The 15,651-nt window shown below is 72.7% G+C and carries 11 protein-coding genes; 1 reads left to right on the top strand and 10 read right to left on the bottom strand.

Annotation, left to right across the window (positions count from 1 at the left end; genetic code table 11):
- Nucleotides 1-165: 165 nt before the first annotated feature.
- Complete coding sequence (locus AC3IPY_RS17060) at nucleotides 166-1,836, bottom strand: molybdopterin-dependent oxidoreductase (RefSeq protein ID WP_489185458.1); 1,671 nt, start codon at nucleotides 1,834-1,836, stop codon at nucleotides 166-168.
- Nucleotides 1,837-1,924: 88 nt separating this feature from the next.
- Between AC3IPY_RS17060 and AC3IPY_RS17055 the strand changes: the two genes are divergently transcribed.
- Nucleotides 1,925-4,276, top strand: coding sequence for an ATP-binding cassette domain-containing protein (locus AC3IPY_RS17055; protein WP_489185457.1), 2,352 nt, complete (start codon nucleotides 1,925-1,927; stop codon nucleotides 4,274-4,276).
- A 54-nt stretch (nucleotides 4,277-4,330) separates the two neighbouring features.
- Here AC3IPY_RS17055 and AC3IPY_RS17050 read toward each other — a convergent pair whose 3' ends face one another.
- From AC3IPY_RS17050 to AC3IPY_RS17010, 9 genes are all read right to left on the bottom strand, one after another.
- Nucleotides 4,331-5,023 (bottom strand): hypothetical protein, encoded by a 693-nt coding sequence (locus tag AC3IPY_RS17050; RefSeq protein ID WP_489185456.1) that lies wholly within the window; start codon nucleotides 5,021-5,023, stop codon nucleotides 4,331-4,333.
- Between the two features lie 450 nt (nucleotides 5,024-5,473).
- Nucleotides 5,474-5,950 carry a GNAT family N-acetyltransferase gene (locus AC3IPY_RS17045; protein WP_489185455.1) on the bottom strand — a complete coding sequence of 159 codons (477 nt, stop codon included), beginning with the start codon at nucleotides 5,948-5,950 and terminating at the stop codon, nucleotides 5,474-5,476.
- A 71-nt stretch (nucleotides 5,951-6,021) separates the two neighbouring features.
- A complete protein-coding gene (locus AC3IPY_RS17040; protein ID WP_489185454.1) occupies nucleotides 6,022-6,777 on the bottom strand; it encodes an alpha/beta hydrolase family protein in 756 nt (251 codons plus the stop codon).
- A 50-nt stretch (nucleotides 6,778-6,827) separates the two neighbouring features.
- Entirely contained in the window at nucleotides 6,828-7,967 is a 1,140-nt protein-coding gene (locus AC3IPY_RS17035) for a DUF2207 family protein (RefSeq protein WP_489185453.1), read from the bottom strand.
- A gap of 4 nt (nucleotides 7,968-7,971) precedes the next feature.
- A complete protein-coding gene (locus tag AC3IPY_RS17030) occupies nucleotides 7,972-9,555 on the bottom strand; it encodes an alpha/beta hydrolase (protein ID WP_489185452.1) in 1,584 nt (527 codons plus the stop codon).
- Nucleotides 9,556-9,564: 9 nt separating this feature from the next.
- Entirely contained in the window at nucleotides 9,565-10,419 is an 855-nt protein-coding gene (locus tag AC3IPY_RS17025) for a tryptophan-rich sensory protein (protein WP_489185451.1), read from the bottom strand.
- A gap of 257 nt (nucleotides 10,420-10,676) precedes the next feature.
- Nucleotides 10,677-13,841 carry an aminotransferase gene (locus tag AC3IPY_RS17020; protein ID WP_489185450.1) on the bottom strand — a complete coding sequence of 1,055 codons (3,165 nt, stop codon included), beginning with the start codon at nucleotides 13,839-13,841 and terminating at the stop codon, nucleotides 10,677-10,679.
- On the bottom strand, nucleotides 13,841-14,872 hold the full coding sequence (locus tag AC3IPY_RS17015) for an FUSC family protein (protein WP_489185449.1): 1,032 nt from the start codon (nucleotides 14,870-14,872) through the stop codon (nucleotides 13,841-13,843). The genes AC3IPY_RS17020 and AC3IPY_RS17015 overlap by 1 nt, the downstream gene beginning before the upstream one ends.
- Nucleotides 14,873-14,876: 4 nt before the next feature.
- Nucleotides 14,877-15,575: an NAD(P)H-binding protein gene (locus AC3IPY_RS17010; RefSeq protein WP_489185448.1), complete on the bottom strand. Its 699-nt coding sequence runs from the start codon at nucleotides 15,573-15,575 to the stop codon at nucleotides 14,877-14,879.
- Nucleotides 15,576-15,651: the final 76 nt, after the last annotated feature.

Here is a 15,651-nt window from a genome sequence, read left to right as displayed (position 1 = left end):
GTGGGGGCAGACCCCGGGGTGGTGTGTTCCAGGAACCGTGTAGCCGTGCAGCCGTGCAGCCGTGTAGCCGTGTAGCCGTGCAGCCGGAGTTTCCAGACCAAGTACCGCCGGACCCGAAGGCGCGAAGGCGCGAAGGCGCGAAGGCGCGAAGGCGACCGCGCCGCGCTACGAGACGGTGACGGTGCGCTCGTGCAGGCCGGTCGCGCCGTCGGGCACGACGCCCTGCTCGCGCGAGACCTGCACCTCGCCGTCGGCCCCGGTCGCGCGCACGCGCAGCGAGTGCGATCCCGCCGCGGCATCCCATTCGAACCGCCACTGGACCCAGGTGTCGTCCGAGATCGCGGTCGCGAGCGTCGCGGGTTGCCATGCGCCGCCGTCGACCTGCACGTCGACGGCCGCGACCCCGACGTGCTGGTGCCAGGCGACGCCCGCGACGACCACCGTGCCGGCCTGCACCTGCTGGCCCGAGCGGGGCACGTCGATGCGCGACGACAGCTTGATCGGTCCGCGTTCGCTCCAGCCGCGGTCGGTCCAGTAGGCGGATGCCGCGTCGAAGCGCGTGACCTCGAGCTCGGTCACCCACTTGGTCGCCGATACGTAGCCGTACAGCCCCGGCACGACCATGCGCACCGGGAACCCGTGCTCGGCGGGCAGCGGCTCGCCGTTCATGCCGACCGCGAGGATCGCGTTGCGGTCGTCCTGCAGCACCTCGAGCGGTGACGAGGCCGTGAACCCGTCGACGCTGCGCGAGAGCACCATGTCGGCGTTCGCGCCCGGCACCGCGCGGGCCAGCAGCTCGCGGATCGGGTACCCCAGCCACACGGCGTTGCCGATGAGCCCGCCGCCGACCTCGTTCGACACGCAGGCGAGCGTCGTCACGGACTCCTCGAGGGGCAGGGCGAGCAGCTCGTCCCAGGTGAGCACGACCTCGTGCTCGACGTCGCCGTGGATGCGCAGGCTCCAGTCGTCGGGCGTCACGGCCGGCACCGCGAGGGCGGTGTCGATGCGGTAGAACTCCACGTTCGGGGTGATCACCGGCGAGAGGCCGTCGATGCCGAGCTCCGCCCCCTGGGGCACGGATGCCGCGACCGCGGCCCGTGGCAACGTGATCGCCTTGCGCACGGCCGTGACCGCGCGCGATCCCGCCTGCATCGCGTAGCCGCCGATCGCGGCGAGGGCGCCGATCGCGGCGGCGCCGCCCGCCCAGGCGAGGAAGCGGCGCCGATCGAACGCCGTCGCGGCCGGGGTCGTCGTGCCGGCGGACGTCGGGGGCGTCGCGGGGGTGGTCGTGCCCGCCGGGGCGGGTGCGCGATCGGGAGGCGTCGTGCCCGCGGCATCCGCTCGGCTCGTGCTCTGCGGTGTCGGCGCTGTGCCCGGCGCCGTGGACGCGGCGGGCAGGCGCCTTGCGAGCAGCCGCAGCGCGATCACGCCCGCGATCGCGGCGAGGGCCGGCGGTGCGAAGGCGAGCATCGACGCGTTCGCCCTCGTCACCGCGGCCAGCACGCCGACCGCGCCGATCACCCAGATCACGACCTGGCCCCACGGCGGGCGACGCGCCTCGAGCACGCCGGCCGCGCCCGCGACCACGAGCAGCACGAGTGCGATGCCCACGAGCAGTGCGGCCTTGTCGGCGGTGCCGAAGAGACCGATCGCGGCGTCCTTGGCCCACGGCGGTGCGAGGTCGATCATCATCGAGCCGACCACGGCGAACGGGCTCGAGGCCGACGCGAGCACGGCCGCGGCGAGTTCGCCGACCCCGGCGGCCACGATGACGGATGCCACGCCCGCGATCGCGGGCAGCACCCATCTCGTCACGCGACCCGACTTCTGCGGCATGGGCACAGGGTACGCGCGAGAGCTGTGCGGATGTCGGCGGCGACTGCCAGAATCGTGAACCGCGGGCACGCCGCAGGAGAGGGGCACCATGAGCGCGACCGACCAGACGGCGACCGAGCAGGCCACGGGCGAGCAGGCCGCGGGGCACGCCGCGCGCGAGGCGGGCGAGCGGCACATCGCCGACGCGCACGACGTCATCGAGGTGCGCGGGGCCCACGAGAACAACCTCAAGGGCGTCTCGCTCGACATCCCGAAGCGGCGGCTCAGCGTGTTCACGGGCGTCTCGGGCTCGGGCAAGTCGAGCCTCGTGTTCGGCACCATCGCGGCCGAGTCGCAGCGCCTCATCAACGAGACGTACTCGACCTTCATCCAGTCGTTCATGACGACCCAGCCCCGGCCAGAGGTCGACAGCCTGCGCAACGTGTCCGCGGCGATCATCGTCGATCAGGAGCGCATGGGCGCCAATTCGCGGTCGACGGTCGGCACCGCGACCGACGTGTACGCGCTGCTGCGCATCCTCTTCTCCCGTATCGGGCAGCCGTACGTCGGTCCGAGCTTCCACTTCAGTTTCAACGTGCCGGCGGGCATGTGCCCGCGCTGCGAGGGCACCGGGCAGGTCAACGACATCGACCTCGACGAGCTCTTCGACCGCGACAAGTCGCTCGCCGAGGGCGCCATCACGATTCCGGGCTACACGGCCGACGGGTGGATGGTGCGCATCTTCACCGAGTCGGGCTTCGTCGATCCCGAGAAGAAGATCCGCGACTACACCGAGACCGAACGGCACGACTTCCTGTACAAGGAGTCCACCAAGGTCAAGGTGCAGGGCATCAACATGACCTACGAGGGCCTCGTTCCCAAGCTGCAGAAGAGCCTGCTCTCCAAAGACCGCGACGCCATGCAGCCGCACATCCGCACGTTCGTCGACCGGGCCGTGACCTTCACCGCCTGCCCCGAATGCGGCGGCGCGCGCCTGAACCGCGACGCGCTGTCGTCGAAGATCAAGGGCATCAACATCGCGGATGCCGCGTCGATGCAGATCTCCGACCTCGCCGAGTGGGTCTCCGACATCGACGACCCGGGCGTCGCGCCGCTCATCGCGAACCTGCGGCAGAACGTCGACTCCTTCGTCGAGATCGGCCTCGGCTACCTCAGCCTCGACCGGCCCGCCGGCACGCTCTCGGGCGGTGAGGCGCAGCGCGTCAAGATGATCCGGCACATCGGCTCCTCGCTCACCGATGTCACCTACGTCTTCGACGAGCCCACCGTCGGGCTGCACCCGCACGACATCCAGCGCATGAACCGGCTCCTGCTGCAGTTGCGCGACAAGGGCAACACCGTGCTCGTCGTCGAGCACAAGCCCGAGGTCATCGAGATCGGCGACCACATCGTCGACCTCGGCCCTGGCGCAGGCACGCACGGCGGCGAGATCTGCTTCGAGGGCGACGTCGCGGGGCTGCGGGCCTCCGGCACGCTCACGGGTCGTCACCTCGACCACCGTGCGACGTTGCGCGACTCCGTGCGTTCCGCCAAGGGCGTGCTCGAGATCCGCGGGGCGACGCAGCACAACCTCACCGGGGTCGACGTCGACATCCCGCTCGGGGTGCTCACCGTCGTCACGGGCGTCGCGGGGTCGGGCAAGTCGTCGCTCATCCACGGCAACGTGCCCAAGCACGACCAGGTCGTCGTGGTCGACCAGTCGCCGATCCGCGGATCGATCCGCTCGAACCCGGCCACCTACACGGGCCTGCTCGACACCATTCGCAAGGCGTTCGCGAAGGAGAACGGCGTGAAGCCCGCGCTGTTCAGCGCGAACTCCGCCGGCGCCTGCCCGAACTGCAAGGGCATCGGGCTCGTCTTCGTCGAGCTCGGCCCCATGTCGACGGTCTCGAGCGTGTGCGAAGAATGCGGTGGCAAGCGGTTCACCGCCGAGGTGCTCGAATACCGCCTCAACGGGCTCAACATCGCCGAGGTGCTCGCGCTCTCGGTCGACGCCGCGCTCGAGTACCTCACCGAGAAGACGGCACGGGTCATCCTGCAGCGGCTCTCCGACGTCGGCCTCGGCTACCTCGGCCTCGGGCAGGCGCTCAACACGCTCTCGGGCGGTGAGCGCCAGCGCCTGAAGCTCGCGATCAGCATGGCCAAGACGGGCACGGTCTACGTGCTCGACGAGCCGACCACCGGCCTGCACCTGGCCGACGTCGACCGGCTGCTGGCGCTGCTCGACCGCCTCGTCGACGACGGCAACTCGGTCATCGTCATCGAGCACCACCAGGCGGTCATGGCGCACGCCGACTGGATCATCGACCTCGGCCCCGGCGCCGGCCGCGACGGCGGACGCATCGTGTTCGAGGGCACTCCCGCGTCGCTCGTCGGGTCCGCCTCGACCGACGACGCCACCCTCACCGCCACGCACCTCGCGGCCTACGTCGGCGCCTGAGCGCTGGCGCGCCGCACGCCGCATCGGGCGCGACCACGACGCATGCGGGTTCACTCAGAGCGGCGTGGACTCCGCGACGAGGCGCTCGAGTCGTTCGGGATTGAAGAGTGCGAGCTTCGTCATGGAGATCACTTCCACGCTGAAGCCGAGCAGTTGGCGTGCGAGATCCTCCATCGTCGATTCCGCCGCGCTGCCGAAGATGATGTCGGTTTCGGCGAGCAGCGTGATCGTCTCGCGGTGCCAGCCGAAGGCGTTGTTGCCGACGGCGGGGTCACCGAAGGCGTCACCGGTGTCGGTGTCGGTGCCAGTGTCGCTACCGCTACCGCTACCGCTACCGCTACCGCTACCGCTACCGCTACCGCTACCGCTACCGCTACTCGTGCCGCTGCCGCTGCCGCTGCCGCTGCCGGTTTCGGTGCCGGTGCTACTGCCGATGTCGCTCGCGTCCTCGTCGGTGGGGGCGAGGTTCCGCGGGCGTGCCGGCATCTGTGGATCGAGCACGCGTACGTTCGTCGTGCCCTGCTCTTCGAACGCCCGAAGGAGTTCGTCGCGTCGCAGCCTCAATCGCTCCACTGGTGGGAGCTCACCGTACCTGAGCCGTCCGTTCGCGAGCGTCGGGAGCCGCGCGTGCGCGTAGCCCGCAATGGCGTCGGCCATGACCGACTTCTTCGTTCGCTCCATGAGGTGGGCGAGCTCGGCGACGAGCCGCGCCGTCTCGGAATCGATCCTGATGGTGGTGCCGGTCATGCCGCCCTCCGGGGTGCTGTGTTCGCAATCGTGTAGCCGTGTGGCCGTGTGGCCGTGTGGCCGTGTGGCCGTGTGGCCGTGTGGCCGTGTGGCCGTGTGGCCGTGTGGCCGTGTAGCCGTGTAGCCGTGTAGCCGTGTGGCCGTGTGGCCGTGTGGCCGTGTGGCCGAGGTTTTCACAGAGAGACTCCCGCGGGGAGCGCTGATGCGAGGTCGCGCTGACGCGGGGACCCGGGCGATGCAGGTATCAGACGCATGTGGAGGACGAGTCGCGACCTGCCCATCCGTGCCATCCCGATCGGTGGGCAGGCGCGTGACTCCGGGATGCGCATCACGCCTCAGGCACCGGACGTCAGGCGGCTCACGGGTGGCGGGGTCGTGCGAGTGTTGCGCTCACGCGAGCCGTGCGTTCAGCCGAGCGGCGACACCCAGTTCCGATGTTCGTGCTGGAGGCTACAGCGGCTTCGCGTACCAGCGGTCGGAGTAGAGGCCGTCGGTGAAGGGGGCGACCTGCGCGAAGCCGAGGCGCTCGTAGAGCGCGCAGGCCTCGACGAGGTCCGAGCGCGTGTCCAGCCGGATCGTGGCGAGCCCGCGGTCCCGCGCGAGTCCCTCGAGCCGGCCGATCAGGCGGGTTCCGAGGCCGGTTCCGCGGTGTGCGGGAAGGGTGAAGACCTTCGTCAGTTCGGCGGCATCGGCGTGGTCGATGAACCGGGCTCCGGCGCAGGCCACCGCGCGGCCCGACTCCATGGCCACCAGGAACACGCCCGTCGAGCCGGTCAGGTCGTCGTAGGGCGCCTCGCGGATCGCCCGGTCGAGCTCCTCCACCGATGCGGGACGCCCGTAGTAGCTCGAGGCGACGTCGAACAGGTACGCGCGCACGATCCCGTCGGCAGCAGGCGTTCCGGGGACGGCGATCTCGATGGTGGGCACGGACGACGAGTCTAGGGCTCAGCAGCGGAGAGGCCGGAGCCGTGCCCGTCACGCGCCACGCGCGGCCGGGTTCAGGATGCCTGCGGGTGCGCGCCCATGAACGCGACGACCGATGCCGCGTGCGAGGCGCCGATCTCAGCTGCGGGGCGCTTGCGCCCCTTGACCTCGAAGGAGTGGTTCGCGGCGTCGATCCACTCGAGGGTCGCGTTCGGACCGATGCGTCGCACGACGTCGTCGAGCTGCTCGTTGGGGATCGCGAACGGGTCGTTGCGTCCCTGCAGGAACAGGATCGGCACTTCGAGCGCGGGCAGGTGCTCGTCGCGCGGCTTCTCGGGCCTGCCCGGCGCGTGCAGCGGGTAGCCGAGCATCGCGAGCCCGGACACCGGCATGCCCTCGGCGGCGGCCATCGACGCCATGCGACCGCCGAATGACCTGCCCGACGCCCAGATCGGCTCGAGTGCACCATCGGCGGCACCATCGGCGGCACCGGCGGTGGCGGTGGCGGTAGGGGTGGCGGCGCGGGCGGCTGCGGCATCCGTCACGGCCCGCCAGGTCGCGATGGCGACCGGCGGACGATCGGGGAACCGGCGCCCGGCCTCGCGATACGGGAAGTCGAAACGCAGCGTCGCGACGCCCAGCGCCTGCACGGCCTGTGCGAATCCCTCGAGGAACGGGTGCTCCTTGCCCGTGCCCGCACCGTGCGCGACGACGAGGGTGGCCCACGCGTCGGCGGGCCGGCCGTACAGCGCACCGACGGAGTCGACGCCGCCGACGGGCTCACCCGACTCGCCGGCCAGCGGGATGCGGATCGCCTCGTCGGTGCTCATGCGAAGGTCCGGCTCATGCGAAGGTCCGGCTCATGCGAAACCCCTCGCGCTCATTCGAAGATCCCGAGCACGCCGCCGACGCCGTCGGCGAGATCCACGAGGCCGCCGGATGCGTCGACGAGGTCGCCGACCGAGGCGGTGAGGTCGTGCACGTGGTCGACGAGCACGACGAGCTCGCCGAGGTGCGAGACCAGCGCGGCGATGTCGCCCGCGGTGGCCGTGAGGTCGGCCAGGTCGCCGAGCGTGTCGGCGTTCGTGCGCTCGAGCGTCTGCACGTCGAGCTTCAGCACGTCGATCCATCCGCGCTCGACGCCGAAGAGCACCGCGTACGGCAGCAGCTTCTCGTGCAGGTGGAACCGGGCGAGGCCGTCGGGCGCCGACCTGGCGGCACCTGCCGGGGTCGTGGCATCCGCTCGACTCGTGGCATCCGTCGCGCTGGAGACGGGGATGAGCTCCGCGCCGCTCGGCGACTGGAGTGCGCGCATGCGGTTGCGCTCGGCGAGGAAGAGGTACCGGCGCAACCCGTCGAGGTGCTCGCGGCGCTCGCGCGCGGGCGGGAGGAAGCGGCGCCACGAGGCCGGCGTCACGATGATCGTCGCGATCGTGACCGCGAGGGCGGCGACGGTCGTGACGAGTGCCGGCCAGTCGGCCGCGACGAGCGTGATGACGATGAACAGGCCCTCGACGAGCATGCCGAGGTAGGCGAGCACCGTGAGGGTCGTTCCGGGCCAGGCGACGCGCTGCTTCGCGATGAAGCCCTCGCGGGCGAGCGCGTACGAGACGTCGCGCACGACGGCCTTGAGCCGCGCGGAGAGCGCACGGCGATCGGACGTGAACCGGTGCACCCGCCCGCTCGTGTGCTCGGGGCCGAAGAGCGCCTCGAGCACGGCGAACTCCTCGGCCGTGAACGTGGCGCCCGGCTGCACCTGCACGCCGATCGGGTCGCGTCGGTTCTCGCCGGCGAGGATGCGGATCCTGCGCGTCACCGCGAGGTCGATGAGCACCGCGGTCACCGCTCGGCGGTCGGCGTCGATCAGGAGCGCATCGCGCAGCACGGAGGAGCCGCGCCCCGGCGTGTACTGCACGACGGGCGAGATCGCCGGCTGCCGGGAGGCGATGCGCGCCGTCACGCCGAGCGCGAAGATGACGATCGCGGGCATGGCGGCGAGCAGGATGACGGCGGGGAGCACGCGCTCAGTCTAGGGAAGCGATCGTCGCGACCCCGTCGATCGCCGCGCGATGGGCGGCCGGCGAGGCGGTGAGCCGGAAGTGGCCGGCCGCCGGGACGATCACGTTCGTCGCTCCGGGCAGCGCGCTGCCCTCGGGCACATGCGCGTCGAGCGTGCCGAAGATCGAGACGATGCGGGCGTTCACGCTCGCGGAGCGCTGCAGTTCGACGATCGCGGCATCCGTGGGCAGGAAGGCGCGCATGCTGGGGTCGAGGAACCACCTGGCCCGCGCGGATCCGGCGTACGGGGTCGCGAGCGTCACCGCGCCGCGGATGCCGAGCCGCGCCCGCCCGCCCGGACCGAGCGGCCCGGTTCCGCGCTCGAGATCGGTCAGCAGGTGCTTGGCGATGAGCCCGCCCTTGCTGTGCCCGACGATGACGCGTCCGGCCGGCGGCGGCGCGACCCGGGAGAGGGCGACCTGCAGACGTCGGGATGTCTCGGGCACGGGCCGGCGGTTCATGCCGATGCCCTCGACGATCACGATGCGGTGGCCCGCCCGGTTCAGCGCGTCGGCGAGCGAGGCGAGGAAGCTCCAGTGCTCGTGCAGGCCCGTCGCGAGCACGACGTCGGGCCGCGTCGGGATGCCGCGCCGCCACCGCGCGGGCGGGCGCCGCACGACGAACTGGTCGAGGCGCCGCCGGATGCCGTACGCGTAGTCGCGCAGGATCCACCCGACGCGTGCCCCCGTTCCCCCGCCGAGCGAGCGCGACAGCGCCGCCCGCCGCTCGTGCACCGCGAGCACGCGACCGACGGGCCGACCCTGCGCGTGGCCGGCGATGAGCTCGTGCAGCGGGCCGTCGTGGCGCGAGGTCGTCTCGTGGCCGCGGTGCGCGATCTCGGCGTAGCGGGCGTGCGGCACGAGGGTCGCGACGGCGTGCGCCCACGACTGCGGCACGACGTGGTCCTGCTCGCCGCGCACCACGAGCGTGTCGGCGCGCACCCGCGGCAGCACGAGCTCCATGCGGTGCTCGAGCATCGGCCGCAGGTTCGCGATCGTCCAGCCGAGCCCGCTCTCGAGGTAGGCGCTCGCGCCCGTCTCGAGCGCGGTCGGGTCGATCACGGCGACGTCCTGCATGAAGCGTGCGGCCTGCTGCACCACGGTGCGCTCGCGCGGATTCACCGAGGGTGCGATGAGCACGATGCGGTCCACGAGCTCCGGATGCCGCGCCGCGGCCTCCGCCACGACCTGGGCGCCGCTCGAGTGACCGACGAGCACGGGCCGGTCGAGGCCCTCCGCACGCAGCAGGCCCACGAGGAGTTCGGCGGACCCGGCGATGGTCGGCACCGTGCGCGGCTTCGGGGCGTCGCCGAATCCGGGCAGGTCGAGCGCGAGCACGCGTCCGGTCTCGGCGAGCCGGTCGACGAGGTCGCCCCAGTACGCGTGGCCCATGCCGAGGCCGTGCACGAGCACGTACACGCGCTCGGCGGCATCCGCCGGCCTCGCGGAAGGCGCCGAGCCCGTGGCATCCGCCCCGCTCGTGCCGTTGCGCGCAGTCTCGTGGACGACGATGACGCGGTCACCGCGGCGGAACGTGCGAGCGGCGGCCATTCCCGCAGCCTAGCCCCGGCCCCCACGAACGTGTCGCACGGCGACGATGCGCAGGGTGGCGGTCACGAGCACCACGGCGACCACCGCGATGATCGCGGTCACGCCGGTGACGGTCGACGACGGCTCGTCGGTGAGGCGGGCGACCGCGATCCACGAGAGACCCCAGCCGAGCGAGAGCGTCGGGGCGATGCGGCCGTGATCCCACACGGCGAGGGCGATGCCGAGCAGGCCGGCGACGGCGACCAGGCCGACCGCCCAGGTCTCGGCGGGCAGGCCCCAGCCGTCGAAGCCCGCGGCGACGAGCGCGGCCGCGATGTTCGCGATCGTCGCGACGCACACCCAGCCGAGGTAGAGCCCGATCGTGCCGTCGGTGATCACGGCGTCGACGGCGTTGCGCGGCGGGAGCAGCAGGCTGCGCCGGAACGCCACGACGAGCACCACGAGGAGCACCGCGATCACGGGCACGCTCAGCCAGAGCAGGTCGGCCTGCACGCTGAGGATCCACGCCGCGTTCAGCAGCATCGATGCGGCGACCCACCAGCCGAGCCGGCGGTGCCGCTCCGCACCGCGCTGCGCCGGAAGGAACTGCCACACCGCGTAGACGATCAGGCCGAGGTAGATGAGCGACCAGATGCTGAAGGCGCCGCCGCCCGGTGCCACGAGCGTCGCGTCGGCTGCGAGCGCTCCGCCCGCGGCATCCTGCACCCGCTGGCCGCCCGCCGCACCCGAGCCGAAGAAGGCGCCGAGCACGGCGAGCACCGCGCTCACGGCGACGGCGATCTGCCTGATCAGGTCGTAGCCGGATGCCGCGGTCGTGCCGCCGGTCGTGGCGCCGGTCTCGTTCATGCGCTCGACGTTCGTCATGGTCGCTCCTCCTGTCGTCATCCGGATGCCGGCCGGATCACGATCGAGTGGGCGGACTCTGCGACGAGTCGCGCAGAAGTTCGCGGACTCCGCCCACTCGATCCGTCTCTCGTCAGCCTAGGCACGCCCGGCGCCGCGCACGCCGAACGCACGGCCGACACGGCGGGGGTTGACACGGCGGGGGTTGACACGGCGGGGGTTGACACGGCGTCGAGCCGTGCCCGTGCAGATCGCCACCCTCACCACGATCGCCACCCTCACCAGCCCTCGGCGAGCACCCGCCCGAGCATCGCGACGAAGAAGTCGGCCGAGTCGTCGTCGAGGCAGAGCGGCGGCTTCACCTTCAGCACGTTGCGATGGTCGCCCGTGGGCTGCATGATGACGCCGAGCTCGAGCAGGCGGTCGCAGATCGCGGCGGTCTCGGTCGTCGCGGGCTCGAGCGTCTCGCGGTCGCGCACGAACTCGACGCCGAGGTAGAGGCCGAGGCCGTGCACGGCTCCGATGAGCGGATGCCGCGTGGCGAGCGCCTCGAGGCGGCCCTTCAGCCGGGCACCGACCTCGAGGGCGTTGTGCTGCAGCTGCTCGTCGCGGAAGGCGTCGAGCACCGCGAGTCCGGCCGCGCTCGAGGCGGGGCTGCCCCCGGTGGAGGAGAAGAAGGCGCCCTGGCTCCGGAACGCGTCGGCGATCGCGCGCGTCGTGATGACGGCGCCGAGCGGGTAGCCGTTGCCCGCCGCCTTCGCGACGGCGATGACGTCGGGCACGACGCGCTGCTGCTCGAAGCCCCAGAACCATTCGCCGAGGCGGCCGAACCCGGCCTGCACCTCGTCGGCGATCGCGAGTCCGCCGGCGGCCCGCACGGCCGTGTAGACCCCGGCGAGGTAGCCGTCGGGCAGCGGGATGCCGCCGGCGTTGCCGAAGAACGTCTCGGCGATGAACGCGGCGGGCGGGCGCCCCTCGGCGGCGAGCCGGGCGATCACGGCCGCGGCCTCCGGCGCGTAGCGCGCGGCATCCGCCCCTCGATGGGTGCCGCGGAACGGGTTCGGCGCATCGACCGCGTGCACCCAGTCGGGGCGCGTCGAGAGCGCATCGGGGTTGTCGGCGATCGAGGTGCTCACGGCGTCGGAGGCGTAGGTCCAGCCGTGGTACGACTCGAGGATCGCGACGACCTCGCGGTGCCCGGTCGCCGCGAGCGCGATGCGGATCGCGAGGTCGGTCGCCTCGGATCCGGAGTTCACGAGGAGCACCGTGTCGAGTCCGTCGGGCGCGAGGGCGGCGAGCCGTTCGGCGAACTCGACGACCGCGCCGTAGTGGAAGCGCGAGTTCGTGTTCAGCCGCCGCAACTGGGCGCCGACGGCGTCGGCGACCCCGACATGGCCGTGCCCGAGCGGCGTGACGTTGTTGACCATGTCGAGGTACACGCGCCCGTCGACGCCGATCAGGTGCTCGCGCCACCCGCGCTCGATGCGCGGCGGGGCGGCGTAGTAGTGCTCCTGCACCTCGGCGAGGCTCGCCTCGCGGCGGGCGAGCAGGGTCGCCGCGTCGAGGGTCGGGGTTCGGGCTGCTTCAGGGGCTTCAGGGGCTTCAGGGGCGGATGCCGCGAGCCCGAGCAGTGGCGCAGGGTCGGCCGTGAGGGCGAGCCAACCGGCGGCCGGCTCGGGGCGGACGGTGTGCGGCACGGGCGGGGCGTCCGCGCGCTGGAGCCGGATGCGGATGCGGGCGCCGGCGGCGGCGGTGCCGAGTGGGGAGCCGGTCGCGAGCTTCGTGCCGGACGCCGGTGCGTTCGTGATCGCCCGATGCGGCTCGGCGGCGAGCGCCCCGTCGAGGTCGAGCCGCAGCCCGCCGTCGAGCTCGATCGCGACGAGGCCCGTGCCCGAGGTCGTGACTACGCCGGGACCGGGGCTCGTGAGGGCGGTCGCCGAGCCGAACCAGACGTCGAGGCCGGTCGGCACGGTCGCGGCGGAGACCTCGGCGCGTACACGGCTCAGCGTGAGGCGCGGGATGCCGCGGGGGAGCACCGCCGCGTCGGCGCCGGCGTCGAGTGCGGCGCGGGCGAGCCGGTGCTCGAGCCCGCCGCCGTCGAGCCAGGCGCCCCCGTCGACGGCGGGCGAGGTGATCGAGACGTCGAGCGCCGTCACCCGCGCGGAGTCGAGGCCGAGCACGAGCCGGTCGAGGGCGCTCGCGTCGAGTCGGGTCGCTGCGCGACCGGCCGGCCCACCAGGCAGCGTGGTCGGATCCAGGCCGAGCTCGGCGGCGATCACGCCCGTCATGACCTCTGCGGGCACCGAGGTGGCCTGCTCGAAGACGCGCCACTCGCGCTCGAGGCCCTCGGCGGCGTAGGCGTTCTCGCCCGCGTCGAGCTGCACCTGGTGCTCGCCGCTGACCACGAGCACCGCACCGCGCACGACGACGAGCGGCCAGATCGCGGCGACCTCCGAGGGCGAGAGCGGGCGCAGCGCGTGGAACGCGCGGATCGCCGGCAGCACCGAGACGGGCTCGGCCCCCGTGTGGTGCAGCACCGACGAGATCGTGATCGCGAGCTCGGCGACGGCCCACGTGCGGGTCACGTCGCCGAAGTCGATGAGCCCGTCGGGCAGGTCGGTCGCGTCGTCGGTCGAGTGGCGGAGCGTATCGAGACCCTCGTCGTCGGGCCTCGATACGGCCGCGGGCGGCCTACTCGACCGGCCGATCGCACGCACGACGTTGTCGTCGGTGAGATCCAGGTGCACCGCCTGCGTCGGCAGGTCGTCCGCCAGCGAGGACAGCGTCGCCCAGGCGGCGGCTGCGGCATCCGTCACCTGGGTGCGCCGCCCCGGGTCGGGGTGATGCGGTGCGAGCAGCTCGACGACGCGGTCGGCGAAGCGCGGATCCCACTGCAGCACGCGATCGAGGCCGTCGTGCTCGAAGTCCGCGAGCGCGAGGCTCGTGAGCGCCGCGAGCTCGCCCAGGCGCGCGACGATGCGCGGGGCGAGGTACCCGCTGCCCGTGAGCGTTCCGCCGTCGAGGAAGGAGATGACGCGGATGCTGCGCAACCCGTCGCTCGTGTCGGCGATGACCGAGCGCGGCCGGCCCGAGGCATCCGTCGTCGTGGTCGCGACCCGCAGCGACGGCGCGTGCCGGGCGATGCGCAGGGCGGCGGCGTCCTGCGCGGCGAGCTCGGTCGCGGTGAAGGCCGGGTTCGTGATCTTCACGACGCCGACGGATGCACCGCCGCCGGAGCCGCCGTCGCCGGCACCGCCGGGCGCGACCGCGAGGAAGTTCTGGTCCTGCTGGCTGCCGAGCGGGCGCAGCTCGACGTCGAGCCCCCACTCGTCGAGCAGGATCGCGGCGACCTCGGCGGCCGACAGGTTCGGCGCGGGCAGCTCGCCCGCGGTGAAGAAGTCGAATCCGGCCGGTCCGGCCGCGGGCTCGCTCGCGTCGGTCATCAGGACTCCGCTCCCAGTTCTTCACGGATGCGCCGCAGGTCCTCCATCAGTGAACCGATGAGGATCCAGTGCGACGAGGTCGGCGGCCGAACGACGAGCGCGGAGGTGAGCGCGGGCACCATCGAGGTCATCGGCTCGGGCTCGGGTTCGGCCACGCGCGCCGCGAGCCGGATGTCGTGGGCGACGCGGTGCAGCTGCTCGCCGATCGCGCGCACGGTCGGCTCGTCGTGCAGCGACTCGTCGTAGTGGTCGGCGAACGCACGGGTCATGCCGATGAGCTGGGTCACAATGGGGCCGAGCTGCTCGAGCAGGTCGCGCAGCTGGCCCAGCTCCTCACGGTGGGCCGACCGGCGCGGGTTCAGCGTGAGCGACTCGGTTCCGGCGGCGATCGCGGCGTCGGCGGCGTCGCGCATCGGGCGCAGCAGCCGGGCCTCGATCATGAGGGCCTCGATGTCGGCGCGCGTCTGCGTCGTCTCGAGGGCGGCCGCGAGCCGGTCGGCGGATGCCGCGAGCTCGGCGCCGAGCGCACCGACCTCGCGCCTCGCCGGGGCGATGGCCACGGGCGGCACGATCGCCGCGTTGACGATGATGCCGATCGCGGCGCCGATGAGCGTCTCGAGCACGCGGTCGAGCGCGTAGTTCGGCGTCGCGGCGCCGAGTGCGAGCGTGAGCATCGCCGAGATCGCGACCTGGTTGCCCGTCGCGGGCGTCATCTTCAGCGCCCAGGCGATGATCATCGCGACGAGCACGGCGATGAGCACGATCCACGTGTTGGTGCCGAAGATGAGCGAGAGCGCCGACGCGACGATGACGCCGAGCATGACGCCGATCGAGCGCTCGATGCCCTTGCCGAGCGACTGGTTCACGCTCGGCTGCACGACGAGCAGGGCCGCGATCGCGGCGAACACGGGCAGTTGAGCCGGGATCAGCGCGCCCGCGATGAGCCACGCGGCGATCGTGGCGACCGACGTCTTCGCGACCTGCAGCACGGGCAGGCGCCTCGAGGCCCGCAGCGTGTCGAGGACGGCCATCGGCTCAGCCGGACGTCGTGAGCGTTGCGAGAGCGGATGCCACGGGCGTCTCGCCCGAGGTCAGGTCGAACTGCGTGCGCGATGCGGCGCCCGAGCCGTCGCCCGTGCCGCCCGCGGTCAGCACCGCGTCGATCGTCGCCGCGACATCCGCTCGGCTGACCGATCCGCGCGGCAGGCCGGATCCGGGCTCGAGGCTCGGGGCGACCGCGACGAGGCCGGTCGGCGGGTCGTCGGTCAGGCCGCCGGGGCGCACGATGCTCCAGTCGAGCGGGGAGCGCCGCACCGCGGCATCCGCCTCGCTCTTGGCGCGCAGGTAGATCTGGAACACGTCGTCGGAGGCGGGGTCGAAGTCGTCGGCGCGCATGGCCGAGACCACGACGAGGCGCGGCACGCCCGCTCGCACGGCGGCATCGGCGAGCAGGATCGCGCCGTCGCGGTCGACCGTGAGCTTGCGCTCGGCGGTGCTGCCGGGCCCGGCTCCGGCGGCGAAGACCGCGGCGTCGGCGCCCTCGAGCACGGCCGCGACCTCGTCGACGGATGCCGCCTCGAGATCGAGCACGACGGGCACCGCCCCGGCGGCCGCGACGCCCGGCGCATGGTCGGGATTGCGGAGGAGGGCGACGGGGTCGTGCCCGCCATCGGCCAGGAGCCGCTCGAGGATGAGGGCGATCTTGCCGTGACCTCCGGCGATGACGACGCGCATGGCCCAAGTCAACGCCGCCGCCCCGTCCGGCGCAACCGGCCACGCGGCGGAGGGCACGGTTCCCGCCCGAGTGCGG

The organism is Agromyces sp. GL_144 (genome assembly GCF_057834305.1).
This window is presented reverse-complemented; position numbering and strand designations above follow the sequence as displayed.

What these genes read in the sequence shown, in the direction of transcription:
- AC3IPY_RS17060 (WP_489185458.1), bottom strand. Translation starts at nt 1,836, where the DNA reads ATGCCGCAGAAGTCGGGTCGCGTGACGAGATGGGTGCTGCCCGCGATC.
- AC3IPY_RS17055 (WP_489185457.1), top strand. Translation starts at nt 1,925, where the DNA reads ATGAGCGCGACCGACCAGACGGCGACCGAGCAGGCCACGGGCGAGCAG.
- AC3IPY_RS17050 (WP_489185456.1), bottom strand. Translation starts at nt 5,023, where the DNA reads ATGACCGGCACCACCATCAGGATCGATTCCGAGACGGCGCGGCTCGTC.
- AC3IPY_RS17040 (WP_489185454.1), bottom strand. Translation starts at nt 6,777, where the DNA reads ATGAGCACCGACGAGGCGATCCGCATCCCGCTGGCCGGCGAGTCGGGT.
- AC3IPY_RS17030 (WP_489185452.1), bottom strand. Translation starts at nt 9,555, where the DNA reads ATGGCCGCCGCTCGCACGTTCCGCCGCGGTGACCGCGTCATCGTCGTC.
- AC3IPY_RS17025 (WP_489185451.1), bottom strand. Translation starts at nt 10,419, where the DNA reads ATGACGAACGTCGAGCGCATGAACGAGACCGGCGCCACGACCGGCGGC.
- AC3IPY_RS17020 (WP_489185450.1), bottom strand. Translation starts at nt 13,841, where the DNA reads ATGACCGACGCGAGCGAGCCCGCGGCCGGACCGGCCGGATTCGACTTC.
- AC3IPY_RS17015 (WP_489185449.1), bottom strand. Translation starts at nt 14,872, where the DNA reads ATGGCCGTCCTCGACACGCTGCGGGCCTCGAGGCGCCTGCCCGTGCTG.
- AC3IPY_RS17010 (WP_489185448.1), bottom strand. Translation starts at nt 15,575, where the DNA reads ATGCGCGTCGTCATCGCCGGAGGTCACGGCAAGATCGCCCTCATCCTC.